The organism is Microlunatus sp. GCM10028923 (assembly GCF_042666975.1).
GTDB lineage: Bacteria > Actinomycetota > Actinomycetes > Propionibacteriales > Propionibacteriaceae > Microlunatus.
The window spans coordinates 491033-503565 of record NZ_JBHTFF010000001.1 but is presented as its reverse complement, the minus strand read 5'-3'; the positions used below and the strand labels follow the sequence as shown (position 1 = coordinate 503565).

At 70.9% G+C, this 12533-nt stretch carries 12 protein-coding genes; 1 reads left to right on the top strand and 11 read right to left on the bottom strand.

All coding sequences use genetic code 11. The features are described from left to right. Positions 1 to 73: 73 nt before the first annotated feature. The 3 genes from ACFQU4_RS02260 to ACFQU4_RS02250 form a co-directional block, all read right to left on the bottom strand. Entirely contained in the window at positions 74 to 952 is an 879-nt protein-coding gene (locus tag ACFQU4_RS02260) for a DUF559 domain-containing protein (RefSeq protein ID WP_377486333.1), read from the bottom strand. 108 nt (positions 953 to 1060) lie between these two features. Next, the gene (locus ACFQU4_RS02255; protein WP_377486329.1) at positions 1061 to 2035 is read right to left on the bottom strand and encodes a helix-turn-helix transcriptional regulator; all 975 of its coding nucleotides are present in this window, start codon (positions 2033 to 2035) and stop codon (positions 1061 to 1063) included. Further along, positions 2032 to 3015, bottom strand: coding sequence for a helix-turn-helix transcriptional regulator (locus ACFQU4_RS02250; RefSeq protein ID WP_377486327.1), 984 nt, complete (start codon positions 3013 to 3015; stop codon positions 2032 to 2034). Before ACFQU4_RS02250 ends, ACFQU4_RS02255 begins: the two co-directional genes overlap by 4 nt. Before the next feature lie 223 nt (positions 3016 to 3238). Here ACFQU4_RS02250 and ACFQU4_RS02245 point away from each other — a divergent pair, with 223 nt between their 5' ends. Next, positions 3239 to 3976, top strand: coding sequence for a GntR family transcriptional regulator (locus ACFQU4_RS02245; protein WP_377486324.1), 738 nt, complete (start codon positions 3239 to 3241; stop codon positions 3974 to 3976). Here the strand turns inward: ACFQU4_RS02245 and ACFQU4_RS02240 are convergent. Genes ACFQU4_RS02240 through ACFQU4_RS02205 form a run of 8 tightly spaced genes read right to left on the bottom strand, consistent with a single transcriptional unit; the run spans position 3921 to position 12486 of the window. Further along, positions 3921 to 5180 (bottom strand): MFS transporter, encoded by a 1260-nt coding sequence (locus ACFQU4_RS02240; RefSeq protein ID WP_377486321.1) that lies wholly within the window; start codon positions 5178 to 5180, stop codon positions 3921 to 3923. The two genes, ACFQU4_RS02245 and ACFQU4_RS02240, sit on opposite strands and share 56 nt — an antisense overlap. Further along, on the bottom strand, positions 5177 to 6604 hold the full coding sequence (locus tag ACFQU4_RS02235; RefSeq protein ID WP_377486318.1) for an amidase: 1428 nt from the start codon (positions 6602 to 6604) through the stop codon (positions 5177 to 5179). The genes ACFQU4_RS02240 and ACFQU4_RS02235 overlap by 4 nt, the downstream gene beginning before the upstream one ends. Next, positions 6601 to 6813 (bottom strand): hypothetical protein, encoded by a 213-nt coding sequence (locus tag ACFQU4_RS02230; RefSeq protein WP_377486315.1) that lies wholly within the window; start codon positions 6811 to 6813, stop codon positions 6601 to 6603. The genes ACFQU4_RS02235 and ACFQU4_RS02230 overlap by 4 nt, the downstream gene beginning before the upstream one ends. Then, the gene (locus tag ACFQU4_RS02225; RefSeq protein WP_377486312.1) at positions 6810 to 7889 is read right to left on the bottom strand and encodes an ABC transporter ATP-binding protein; all 1080 of its coding nucleotides are present in this window, start codon (positions 7887 to 7889) and stop codon (positions 6810 to 6812) included. Before ACFQU4_RS02225 ends, ACFQU4_RS02230 begins: the two co-directional genes overlap by 4 nt. Positions 7890 to 7917: 28 nt before the next feature. Next, a complete protein-coding gene (locus ACFQU4_RS02220; RefSeq protein ID WP_377486309.1) occupies positions 7918 to 8889 on the bottom strand; it encodes an ABC transporter permease in 972 nt (323 codons plus the stop codon). Continuing rightward, positions 8886 to 9830, bottom strand: coding sequence for an ABC transporter permease (locus ACFQU4_RS02215; RefSeq protein ID WP_377486306.1), 945 nt, complete (start codon positions 9828 to 9830; stop codon positions 8886 to 8888). The genes ACFQU4_RS02220 and ACFQU4_RS02215 overlap by 4 nt, the downstream gene beginning before the upstream one ends. 2 nt (positions 9831 to 9832) lie before the next feature. Further along, complete coding sequence (locus ACFQU4_RS02210) at positions 9833 to 11449, bottom strand: ABC transporter substrate-binding protein (RefSeq protein WP_377486303.1); 1617 nt, start codon at positions 11447 to 11449, stop codon at positions 9833 to 9835. After that, positions 11446 to 12486 carry an ABC transporter ATP-binding protein gene (locus ACFQU4_RS02205; protein WP_377486300.1) on the bottom strand — a complete coding sequence of 347 codons (1041 nt, stop codon included), beginning with the start codon at positions 12484 to 12486 and terminating at the stop codon, positions 11446 to 11448. Before ACFQU4_RS02205 ends, ACFQU4_RS02210 begins: the two co-directional genes overlap by 4 nt. Positions 12487 to 12533: the final 47 nt, after the last annotated feature.

Genomic DNA, 12533 nt, shown 5'->3' with positions numbered 1-12533 from the left:
GCAATGCAACGCCCTGGATCTGCCGAGATCGTCCTTGGGAAGGCGTTGCACTGCAGATTTGTGACAGGTCGGGTCATCCGGCACGTTGGCGTCTGGCGAGAGCGCGCCGGATGGATCGGAGGACCCAGTCGGCGTCCTCGGTGAGTTGTGGCCAGGTGGCGTGCAGGACGGTCCAGCCCGCGGCCGCGAGATCGGTCCACTTGCGCCGGTCGCGATGGAACTGTTCCTCGGACCGATGAAACTCATACCCGTCGACCTCGACAACTACCCGCGCCTCGCGGAACACAAGGTCGACGACATAACGCACCTCACCGACCCGGATCGTGGCATTGCCTTGCCAGCCGTCGATCCTGGCACCCCGCAACAGTTCGTGCAGGGTGCGTTCGGCGGTCGACCAGGGCCGGCGGCGGGACTTGTCGAGCCAGCGGCGGCGCAGCTTGTTGTTGCGGCGGCGCGCCGTCTGGGCGAGGGCGTCGTCGAGGCGGTCGAGGGTCAGGAGCCGGGTGCGCAGGACGCGTTCGATCGCGGCACCACGGTCAGTCAGGGCGAGGTCGAGGGCGGTCAATTCCGGAGCGGTGACCCGGACCCCGTCGACGGTGCGGACCAGGGGCCGCGGGATGGTCTCCTGCACGAGCTCGAAGCCGGGCGGTGCGGTGCGTTTCCGTGGGAGCGCGGCGGTGATCACCGGGACCGGGAGTTCGGGCCAGAACGTCAGCCGGGCGGCGGCCCAGCGGGTCAGGACGAGGTCGTCATCCCAACTGGCGAGGGCGCGGATCCGAACGTCGAGCCGGTCGACCGCTTCGGGCGGAGCCAGCACGCCCGGGAGCACGGTGGTCAGTTGGCCACGTTCGACGAGTCGGTGCAGGGTGCGCCGGTGATCGGGGTGTCGGCGCAGGGCGATGACGCCGCCGTTCTCGGTGAGCAGGGTGTCGAGTGGATTCCGTACCTGCATCCACTGATCATGCTGGCCCTGTCACAAATCTGCAATGGAACGCCTCCCCAAGGCCGATATCGGCCAATCCAGGGGGTTCCATTGCAGATTTGTGACAGCCCGCAACCGTCAGCCGAAGATCGCGGCGTACTGGTCGAGGGCCTCGCGGGCGGCTTCGGCGGCGGACTGGCCTGCGTCGGGCGGGGCGATCACCCGGGCGCCGCCGCCGAGGCGGAGCAGCAGGCCGCGCAGCCAGGCCGGGTCGGTCACCCGGAGGGTCACGGTCGCTCCGCCGTCGTCGCGGGGCACCACGGACTCGGTCGGGTAGTACTCGGCGATCCAGGTCGCCCAGGGCCGCAGCTCCAGGGTGACCAGTGGGGCGTCCTTCAGGGCGTCGAACCAGCCGACGGACAGGTCCTTCAGGACGACGCCCGGGTGCGGCTCCGCGTCGGTGTCGGTCACCTCGACGCCGGCGATCCGGTCCAGCCGGAAGGTCCGCAGGCCGCCGGCCGAGTAGCACCAGGCGTCCAGATAGCCGTACCCCTCGAGGACGAACACCCGCAGCGGATCGACCATCCGCCGGGTCGTCTCGGCCCGGGACGCCACGTCGTAGGTCAGGTCGAGTCGCTTGCCGCGCCGCAGCGCGTCGCCGATCCGGTCCTGGACCTCCTCCCGGGCGGCGGTCACGGTGACGCTGGCCCGGTCCGCCGGCCGGACGCTGCCGGTCGCCGCCTCGAGCTTCACCAGCGCACTGTCGATCGCCCGCCGGTCGGTCCCGGCGACCACCTCCCGCAGCGTCCGCAACGCCAGCACCAGGGCCAGCGCCTCGTCCGCGGCCAGCCGCAGCGGCCGGGTCAGGTAGTCGGCGTTGGACAGGTGGATCACGCCCTCGCCGTCCACCGCGTCCATGTCGATCTCGATCAGGTCGCCGGGCATCAGGCCCGGCATCCCGCACATCCAGAGCACGTTGAGGTCGCCGCGCAGGGTCTCCTCGCTGACGTTGAACGCGGCCGCCACCACGGTCAGCGACACACCGTCGTGCTCGCGCAGATACGGCACCAGGCTGAGCAGCCGGCGCACCTGGTTCTGCGAGGTGTCGCTCACCGGACCACCTCGACGGTACGGACGGTCCCGACGACCGCGGTCAGCTGGTCGATCACGGCCTGCCGCAGTTCGGCCGGCTCCACCACCACCACGTCCGCCGCATACCGAGTGATCTCCTCGGCCAGATAGCGCACCTCGGTGTAGCCGACCCGGTAGGCCGCGAAGCCGGTCGGCAGCTCGACCCCCAGGGTCCGCACCTCCACCGGCTCGCCCCGCCGGGCCAGCGCCGGCGCCTTCCCGGGCCGCACCGCCACCAGTGCGGACGCGGTCGGCTCGGCCGGCGCCAGCGACTTGGCCAGCGACCGCAGATCAAGATCATCCGGCACCTGATACGCGCCCGGCTTCGAGGCCCGCTTCGGCAGGTCGCTGATCCGGGACAGTTTGAACATCCGCACCGCGTCCCGGTCGGTGTCCCGGCCGATCACGTACCAACGGCCCTTGGTCGAGGTCAGCCCCCACGGCTCGAGCGTCCGCCGGGCCCCGCCGCGATAGGTGAAGGACATCCGGATCCGTTGCAGCACAGCGTTCCAGAGCGGTTCGAAGGCGGGCTCCTGGGCCTGCACCGACGGCTCCAGCGAGGCCAGCTGGGAGGTGTCCGGCTCGATCCCGGCGGCGCGCAGCTTGGCGATCGCGCTCATCGTCGACTCCGCCACCGAGGCGTGCTGCCAGACCCGCGCGGCCACCCCGACCACGGCCGCCTCGTCGGCGGTCAGGTCGATCGGCGGCAGCTCGAACTCCGATGGCCGGATCCGGTAGCCGGGCTCGTCGTCGAACAGGGCGTCGTAGCTGCCCACCTCGATCGGTACGCCGAGCGCCCGCAGCTCGTCCTTGTCCCGCTCGAAGGTGCGCTCGAACGCGGCCGCGCTCAGCCCGTGGTAGGCCTCGACGGCCTCCCGGATCTGGGCCTTGGAGACGAACCGGCCGGACACCAGCAGGCAGATGGTGAGGTTCAGGATGCGTTCGGTCTTGCGGGTGGTCATGGGCGGATCCAGCGTCACCTTCGTTCGAATACCCGTGCGATTGACGGGTCTTGCACGCTACCAGACTTCCCGCCCTGGCTGAGGCCGACACAGGCGATTAGGATCGGTGTTCACCTTCCCCTTTTCCGCGCACCCGTACGACATCGGCGTCCCCAGTCTCGGAGGAGCAGCCTTGCCGTTTCGCGGACAGCCTCATCGTCCCAGTGGACCAGGATCCCAGCGGATGCCGGCCGTGCAGTGGGTCTGCGACCTGCTCCGGACCGAACTCGCCCTGGGCAGCTTCCCCGACGGCGTGCTGCCGGGCGAGGACGCCCTGATCCGCGGGTACGGGGTCAGCCGGGGCACGATCCGGCAGGCGCTGCTCAATCTCACCGACCAGGGCGTGCTGAACCGGGTCCGCGGCGCCGGCACGTTCGTGGTCGCGCCGACCATGCTGCGGCACGGCATCGACGAGTCGCGGGACCTCGCCCAGGACGTCAACGCCGGTGGGGTACGGATCACGATCCGCACCAGCTACGCCGAACTGCACCCGGCGGTGCCCGCGCTCGCGACCCTGCTCGGGCTGACCGCCGGCGAGCCGGTGGTGATCATGGAATCGACGACGTCGCTGGACGGTTCGCCGCTGAGCCTGCGCACCGCGTTCCTGCCGGGCGAACGGTTCGCGGTCCTGGTCGAGCGACCGGACTTCGACCTGGACCGCTCCCCGTACGAGATCATCGCCGAGGTGATCGGCGGCCCGGTCGGCGACACCGAGCTGCAGATCGGTTGCTCCAACGCGGACGGCCTGTGCGCGGAGCTCCTGGACGTCCCGGTCGGCTTCGCGCTGCTCGACACGACCAGGACCATCCGCGCGGCCGACGGCACTCCGCTGGAATACAGCAAGGCGCACGCGCGGGCGGACCGGATCAGCTTCTCGACCGTGATGCGGGCCCAGGCGAACGGGTCTCCCCCACGATCATGATCCCGGCCGCGACCACCGCGAACATGATCGCGATCAGCACCAGGGCGCCGGCCGCGCCGGCGACGGTGATCATGGCGCCGGCCGCCAGCGTGCAGCCGGTGAAGCCGAGATCGCGGGAGATCCTGGTCGCCGACAGCCCGACCTCCGGGGTGCCGGCCAGATCGACCAGCACCGCCGGCAGCAGACTGAGCATGCAGCCGCCGGCCAGGCCGAGCGGCACCAGGGCCGCGAAGAACACCGCGGCCGCTGCGGTGTGTACGGCGACCGCCAGCACCACCACGCCGGTCAGGCCGAAGACCGTGCCAGCGATGATCATGGTGCGCCGGCCGTTGCGGTCCGAGTAGCCGCCGCCGAACGCCATCGCGGCCACCTCGACGGCGTACATGGCGGTGAGGAAGATGCCGAGCCAGCCGCCGCCGAGGCCGAGCACCTCGGCCGCGATCAGCGGCACCGCCATCAGCGCCACCGCACCGCGAGCACCCTGCCCGATCGCGCCCAGGCAGAGGGCGAGCACCGGCCGTGGCCTGGCCAGGCCGGGCAGTCGGGGCAGACTCCAGCGCGGCCGGATCGCGCCGCCGGCCTTCGGGTGGCGCAGCGTCGGCAGGCCGAACCAGGCGACGGCGGCGCAGACCACGGCCAGCCCGCCGCAGACGGCGAAGGCGAGCCGCAGCCCGAAGGTGCCGGCGCCGAGGGTTGACACGGCGCCGCCGGACAGCGGGGCGACCGCCGAGCCGAGCGTCATCGCCGCCTGGAACCGGCCGATCGCCGTACCGACCCGGTGGCTGCCGGTCAGCCTGATCGCGAGTTGCGGCCCGGCCGAGGCGTACAGCGCGAGGCCGACGCCCTGGACCAGCCGGGCCGCCGCCATGATCACGAACGACGGCGCGACCGCCGAGCCGAACGACCCGACGGCCCACAACAGCATGCCGACGGTGATCGCCCGGCGCGGCTCCAGGAACGGCAGCAGCCGGGTCCCGAACAGGTCGAGCAGCAGCACCACGGCGGTCAGCGAGGCCACCGAGGCGCTGGCGGCGAACGGGTCCGCGCCGAGTTCCACCGCGAGGACGGCGGTCAGCGGCGCGGTCAGGCCGAGGGTCAGGCCGGCCGCGACGCTCAGCGGGTAGAAGACCTTGATCGCCGCGACCGAACCTTGATCATCATCGCGATGATCATCGGAAGCTCCCCGAGTGAGCTCCGCGGTCACGCCACGGCGCCGGCCAGCGCCTCGACCTCGGGAACCTTGAGATGCCAGTCGGTCACCCGTTGCAGGGCGTCGGCCACCTTGAGCACGGTGGCCTCGGCGAACGGCTTGCCGATCACCTGCATCGACAGCGGCAGGCCGGTGCTGCTGAAGCCGACCGGCACGGCCGCCGCCGGCAGACCGGTCAGGTTCCAGTGCCCGGTGTAGCTCGGCTTGTTCAGCCGGCTGCTCGGGGTCAGGTCCGCGGCCCGTTCGGCCGGGGTCGGCGCGGCCGGAGTGATCATCACGTCGCAGGTCTTCAGGACGTCCGCCACGGCCCGGCAGAACATGGTCCGGAACCGTTGCGCCTGGACGAAATCGGCGGACGTGTAGAAGGCGCCGCGGGCCAGCGTCGGCCGGGTGCCGGCCCCGTAGTCGGTCCAACGGCTGACCAGGTTGTTCCGGTGGTACGCGTACGCCTCGCCGATCAGGATCAGGTGGTTGGCGTCCTTGGCCAGGTCCGGGTACGGCAACGTCACCTCGTCGGGCTTGGCGCCGAGGCCCTCCAGCACCCCGACCGCGGTCAGCACCGCCTCCTTCTGCTCCGGATCGAGTTGATCATGGTCGAAGAAGTACCCGCTCGGCAGGCCGATCTTGATCCCGGAGACATCGCCGTCCAGCGCGGCCGGGTAGTCGTCGACCCCGACATCGGCCGAGTTCGGGTCGGACGGGTCGTAGCCGGCCATGACCTGCAGCAGCAGGGCGCAGTCGTACGCGCTGCGGGCCATCGGGCCGACGCTGTCCAGGCTGAACCCGAGCGGGACCACGCCGCTCTTCGGCACCCGGCCGAAGGTCACCTTCAGGCCGGTATGGCCGTTCACGCAGGCCGGGCCGCGGACCGAGCCGCCGGTGTCGGTGCCGAGCCCGCCGAGGGCCAGCCCGGCCGCCACGGCGACCCCGGTTCCGGAGCTCGATCCGGCCGGCGTGTGCTCGACGTTCCACGGGTTCCGCGGGACCAGGAAGCCCTTCTCCGGGTCCGGCAGCCCGATCGCGAACTCGCTGGTGGTGGACTTGCCCAGGAAGACCGATCCGGCGGCCCGCAGCCGGGCCACCACCGGGGCGTCGGTCCCCTCGCCCCAGGCCGGGTCGAGGACCCGGCTGTTGGCCGTCGTCGGCGCCCCCTTCATCGCGATGATGTCCTTGATCGCCAACGGAATGCCGGCCAGCGGACCTTGATCATCTCCGGCCGCCAAGGCGGCGTCGGCCGCGGTCGCCTGCTCGAGCGCCTGGTCCGCGGTCACCGTCACGTAGGCGCCGAGCGCGTCGTTGAGTTCGGTGATCTTGGCCAGGATCGACCGGGTCAGCGCGACCGAGGTGGTCGCTCCGGAACGCAACGCCGCTGCGGCGTCGGCGATGGTCAGCGGTTGGTCGTTCGGCTCGGTGATCATCGGGACTCGCTTCCTTCGGTCGGGTAGTAGTCGAGCGGGTCGAACCGGGCGGACGGCTCGACGCCGTCCAGTTCGGGCAGGTAGAGCGCGTCGGCGGCCTGCCGGATCAGCGGATAGTCGGCGACGAAGGTGGCCTGCTCGAACTCGGCGACGGTCAGGCCGGCCGCGGCCAGCAGGCCGGCGACGATCTCCTCGGAGGTTGCGGTCATTCGGGATCCTTTCTGGGCAAGGGAATCGGGACGGATGACGGGAGCCGGGGCAGCGAGTCCCGGTGTTCGCCGTAGGCGTGGCAGGCGACCAGGTGGTCCGGCTCGGCCTCGACCGGCGCCGGCGCCAGCTCGGCACAGACCGGGCCGGCGAACGGGCAGCGGGTCCGGAACCGGCAGCCGCTGGGCGGATCGATCGGGCTCGGGATCTCCGTGTCGCGGCCGGCGCCGGGATCATGATCAGCCACCGTTCGCTGACCCGGATCGAGCGCCGGGATCGACGACAACAGCAGTTGCGTGTACGGGTGCAGCGGCGTCCGGTACAGGTCGGCCGCCGGCGACCGCTCGACCACCTGGCCGAGGTACATCACGGCGACGTCGTCGCTGACGTACTCGACGACATTGAGGTCGTGGCTGATGAAGACGTACGTCAGCCGGTAGTCCCGCTGCAGGTCGGTGAGCAGGTTGAGCACCTGGGCCTGGATCGACTTGTCCAGCGCCGACACCGCCTCGTCCAGCACCACCAGCTTCGGCTGCAGGGCGAGTGCGCGGGCGATGTTGACCCGCTGCCGCTGGCCGCCGCTGAGCTGGTGCGGATAGCTGTCCGCGTACGAGGTCGGCAGGCCGACGTCGTTGATCACCCGGGTGACCCGTTCGCTGATCGTCTTCGGCGAGGCACCCCGGACCCGGAGCGGGAAGGCGATCGACTCGCCGACGGTGGCCCGCGGGTTGAGCGCCGAGGACGGATCCTGGAACACCATCTGCATCTGCTCGACGACGTCCCGGGGCCGCCGGCCGCGGGTGGCGATCTGCCGGTTGTCGAAGATCATCTCGCCGCCGGTCGCCGGGTGCAGCCCGACGATCACCCGGGCCAGGGTGGACTTCCCGCAGCCGGACTCGCCGACGATGCCGAGGGTCCGGCCCTCCTTCACCTGGAGCGACACCGAGGTGACCGCGGACAGGGTGGCCCGGCGGCCGCCGCTGCGGACGTCGAATTCCTTGGAGATGTTGATCAGCTCCAGCAGCGGCCGCTCGGGGACGGTCGCGGTCGGCAGTTCGCCGGTCAGGGTGGTGGTCATGGCGATCCTCCTTCCTGGGTTGGGATTCCTAGAGCCGGCTGTCCATGGCTTCGCGCAGGGCATCGCTGGCCAGGTTGAAGGCGACGGAGGTGAGGAAGATGAAGAAGCCGGGCACCATGGTCACCAGCGGGGTCCGGGTGATCGCCCCGCGCAGGCTGTTCAGCATGTAGCCCCATTCCGGTGCCGGCGGGGCGGAGCCGAGGCCGAGGAAGCTGAGGCTGGCCGCGATGATCATGGCCACGCCGACCAGCCCGGAGGCGTACACGATGATGTCGTTCAGCACGTTGGGCAGGATCTGGGTCCGGGCGATCGTCACCGGTCCGGCGCCGCTCAGCCGGGCCGCCTCGACGAACTCCCGGGTGATCACCCGGCGGGTGGCCGACTCGGCCACCCGGGCCACCGGCGGTACGAAGACGATGCTGACCGCGATGATCGTGTTGGTCAGCCCGGGCCCGAGCGACGCGCCGACCGCGATCGCCAGCAGGATCGCCGGGAACGCGTACAGCATGTCCATGATCCGCATCAGCACGGTGCCGACGACCCCGCGCAGCATCCCGGCCGTGACGCCGATGATCGTGCCGACGACGGCCGCCGCCACGGTCGGGGCGAATCCGGCCAGCAACGACAGCCGGCCGCCGTGCAGGACCCGGGTCAGCAGATCCCGGCCCTGTTCGTCGGTGCCCAGCGGATGGCCCGGCGCGCCGAGGTTCTGCAGCCGCTCCACCGGCCGTCCGACCAACGGGTCGTACGGGGTCAGCAGCGGGGCGAAGATCGCGCCGAGCACGAGCAGCAGCAGGATCGCGGTCGCCACGACGCCGGTCCGGTTGGTCAGGAAGCGGCGCCCGGTCTCCCGCCAGAAGGACTGGGCCACCACGGTGGTGGCGACGGCGTTCCACTCCTCCGCCCGTTGCCGGGCCTGGCCGCGCTGCTCCTCGGTGGCACCGCGGCCGAACGCCGGCGGCAGCAGGGTCGGCGCCGTGACGGCGGCTGATTCGGTCATGACACCGCTCCCCTCACCCGCGGGTCGATCGCGGCCTGCAGCAGGTCGACGATCAGGTTGATGATCACGAACGTGACGGCGATGATCAGCGTCGCGCCCTGCACCACGAGCAGGTCCCGCGCCGAGATCGCGTTGAACACCAGCAGCCCCATCCCGGGCCAGCGGAAGATCGTCTCGACCAGCACCGAGCCGCCGAGCAGCGCCCCGATCTGCACGCCCGAGGTGGTCAGCACCGGCGAGATCGCGTTCCGCAGCACGTGCCGGCGGACCTCGAACTCGCTCAATCCCTTGGCGCGCAGGGTCTCCACGAAGTCGGCGCCGAGTACGTCGACGATCCCGGCCCGGGTCACCCGGGCGGTGATCGCCATCGTGATCAGGGAACCGGCCAGCACCGGCAGCACCAGGCTGCGGACGGCGACGATCGGTCCGTCGTGGAAGTTGGCGCCGCCGGACGGCAGCAGCCGCAAGCCGCCGGCGAAGATACCGAGCAGCACGATGGCCAGGAAGAAGGACGGGATGCTCAGCCCGGACAGGCTGAACACCGACACCACCCGGTCGATGATCTTGCCGCGCCGGGTGCCGGCCAGGTAGCCGAGCAGCAGCCCGAGCGCGATCCCGAACACGGCCGAGACCAGCGCCAGGACGGCGGTGTTGCCCCAGGCCTGGAGCAGCAGGTCGGCCACCTCGCGGCGCCGTTGGGTGGAGTAGCCGAGATCGCCCTGCAGCGCGGCCAGCAGCCAGTCCAGGTAGCGGACCGGCAGCGGGTCGTTCAGCCCGAGTTGATCACGGACGGCCTGCCGTTGTTCCTCGGTGGCGTCCTCCGGGACCAGGCCCGCCTCGGGCGAGCCGGGCAGCACGGTCATCAGCAGGAAGACGATCACCGAGACGCCGAACAGGATCGGCACGGCCAGCGCGATCCGGCGGAGTGCGACGCGGATCATGATCAGTCCCCCGTTCCGATCGAGATGGTGGTGAAGTCGACCCACCAGGACTGCGCCTGGACGTAGCCCTGCACCCGCGGCGACATCACCCGCAGGTTGAGGTCGTGCATCCAGAACAGGAAGTACGCCTGGTCGACGGCGACGTCCATCATCTGTTGCAGATAAGCGTCCTGGGCGGCCGGCGTCGCCTGCTGCGGAGCCAGCGTGAGCGCCTGGTCGATGCCCGGATCGCAGGTCCCGGCGGCGTTCGGCTTGCCACCCGGCCGCTCGCAGAAGAACGAGGCGTTGTAGCCGGTCGGAGTCATCCCGGCTGCCGGCGACGCCCAGAGCAGGTCGATGTCGTTCCAGGTCTCCGAGTTCAGCCCGTCCAGCCCGACCGAGATCAGCGTGTTCCACTCCATCGGCTGCAGGTTCACGCCGACGCCGATGGCCGCGAAGTCTGCCTGCAGCTTCTGCACCATGACGTCCGGGTACATGTTCCCGGAGCCGCCGGTCGTGTAGCCGAAGGTGATCGTCAGCTCGCCCGGCTGGTAGCCGGCCTCGGCCAGCAGCTGCTTGGCCCGGTCGACGTCGTAGTGGTAGCCGGGGTTGTCCTTCGCGTACGCCGGATGCCCCTCGTAGACGTACTGGGAGGCCGGGTAGCCGACGTTGTTGATCAAGGCGGCGGTGCCCTCCCGGTCCAGTGCGTAGTTGAGCGCCTGGCGCAGCTTCAGGTTGCCGGCGAACGGCGGCCGGAACACGTTGAACCGCGGCATGATCCCGTGCGGGTACTTGCCCAGGTGGATGACGTAGCCGTCCGACTCGAGTTGATCAAGGGCGTCCGGCGACGGCACCTCGGCCCAGTCCACCTCGCCGGACATCAGCATGGACAGCCGCGACGCCGCCTCCGGCTGCGGGTAGAGCACGATCTGGTCGAGCTTCGCCGGCCCGTCCCAGTAGTCCGGGTTGCGGCTCAGCTCCATCACCTCGCCGTCGACGTACCGGGTCATCAGGAAGGGGCCGGTGCCGACCGCGTGCGCGTTGTAGTTCTCGTTGCCGTACTCGCGGATCACCGCCGGGCTGGGGAACTTGATGTGCAGCAGGTCCCAGTGCAGCCAGGCGTACGGCTGCGTGGTGACGAACCGGACCGTGTGATCGTCGACCTTGGCGTAGCTCTTGATGTAGCGCAGCTGGGCCGCCTGGCCCGCCGCCGAGGTCTGGTAGAAGAACTCCGACTTCTGGTTGGCCAGCCGGTCCAGCTGGAAGATCACGGCGTCCGCGTCGAACGCCGTACCGTCGTGGAACCGGACGCCCTTGCGGAGCTTGAAGGTCCAGGTCCGCAGGTCCTTCGACACCGTCCAGGACGTGCCGAGGCTGGGCTTCGGCGAGGGCAGCGTCTCGTTCTGATCAAGGTCGAGCCGGGTCAGCGCGTCGTACAGGTTGTTGCCGACGAACCGGTACCCCTCGTAGCCCTCGTTCGGCGGCGTCGACGGGAACGGGATGTTGCCGGCGGACATGGCGATCCGCAGCACCTGACCGGACCCGGGCGCGCCCTCGGCGGAGCCGGCACAGCCGGCCGCGACCAGTCCCACCGGCGCGAGGGCGGCCGACGCGGCCAGCAGCTCCCGCCGGTTGATCATGACGGTTCCCGTTCCGCCGCGGGCACCAGCAGGCAACGGCTCCAGTGATCACCGGCGACCGTCGCGGCGCTGGGCTGGCCGGCCCAGCAGTCGGCTACCGCGTACCGGCAGCGGGGCGCGAAGGCACAGCCTGGCGGCAGCCGGCGCAGGCTCGGCGGCGCACCGGGGATCGCGTTCGGGCGGCGGTCCTGGCCCGGCCGGACGTTCGCCTCGATCAGCCCTTCCGTGTACGGATGCGCGGGCCGGGTCAGCACCTCGTCCGCGGTGCCGTGCTCGACCAGCCGGCCGGCGTACATCACCGCCACGTCGTCGGCCAGCTCGGCGGCCACGCCAAGATCATGAGTGACGATCACCAGGCCCGACCCGACCTCGCTCTGCACCTCCCGGAACAGCCGCATCATCCGCGCCTGCACGGTCACGTCGAGCGCCGTGGTCGGCTCGTCGGCCAAGATCACCGACGGCCGGCCGGCGATCGCCATCGCGATCACCACGCGCTGCCGCATGCCGCCGCTGAGCTCCGACGGGTAGGCCTTCAACCGGGCCGCGGCGGACGGGATCTGGACCAGTTCCAGCAGCTCCAGCGCCCGGGCGACGGCCTGGCCGCGCCCGATCCCCGGATCCTGCTTGCGGATCGTCTCGGTCAGCTGCCGTTCCACGGTGTAGACCGGATCGAGCGCGGTCAGCGGGTCCTGGAACACCATGGAGATCTCCCGGCCGCGGGTCCGGCGCCGCTCCCGGGGCGACATCGCGAGCAGGTCGCGATGGCCGAGCTGGACCCGTCCCTCGATCCGGGCGGACGGCGGATTGATCCCGATGATCGAGCGCAGCATGGCGCTCTTGCCGCTGCCGGACTCGCCGATCACGGCCAGCACGCCGCCGCGGGGCACCGCGAAGGACACCCCGTCGACCGCACGCAGCGGGCCGGACCGGGTCCGGAACTCGGTGACAAGATCATGAACCGTGAGCGCCATCGACTCGGTTTCGGGTGCCGCCGTGATCGGCGGCGCTACCTCGCGGATTCGTGCGGTGACAGTCATGACCGGGCCCTCCCCAATCGGACACAGGAATGATGTGGAACTGAACG

Bases quoted from the DNA above. Each gene is read 5' to 3' on its own strand.
- ACFQU4_RS02235 (WP_377486318.1), bottom strand. From the start codon at position 6,604: ATGATCACCGAGCCGAACGACCAACCGCTGACCATCGCCGACGCCGCA.
- ACFQU4_RS02215 (WP_377486306.1), bottom strand. From the start codon at position 9,830: ATGATCCGCGTCGCACTCCGCCGGATCGCGCTGGCCGTGCCGATCCTG.
- ACFQU4_RS02245 (WP_377486324.1), top strand. From the start codon at position 3,239: ATGCCGGCCGTGCAGTGGGTCTGCGACCTGCTCCGGACCGAACTCGCC.
- ACFQU4_RS02210 (WP_377486303.1), bottom strand. From the start codon at position 11,449: ATGATCAACCGGCGGGAGCTGCTGGCCGCGTCGGCCGCCCTCGCGCCG.
- ACFQU4_RS02250 (WP_377486327.1), bottom strand. From the start codon at position 3,015: ATGACCACCCGCAAGACCGAACGCATCCTGAACCTCACCATCTGCCTG.
- ACFQU4_RS02260 (WP_377486333.1), bottom strand. From the start codon at position 952: ATGCAGGTACGGAATCCACTCGACACCCTGCTCACCGAGAACGGCGGC.
- ACFQU4_RS02205 (WP_377486300.1), bottom strand. From the start codon at position 12,486: ATGACTGTCACCGCACGAATCCGCGAGGTAGCGCCGCCGATCACGGCG.
- ACFQU4_RS02230 (WP_377486315.1), bottom strand. From the start codon at position 6,813: ATGACCGCAACCTCCGAGGAGATCGTCGCCGGCCTGCTGGCCGCGGCC.
- ACFQU4_RS02225 (WP_377486312.1), bottom strand. From the start codon at position 7,889: ATGACCACCACCCTGACCGGCGAACTGCCGACCGCGACCGTCCCCGAG.
- ACFQU4_RS02220 (WP_377486309.1), bottom strand. From the start codon at position 8,889: ATGACCGAATCAGCCGCCGTCACGGCGCCGACCCTGCTGCCGCCGGCG.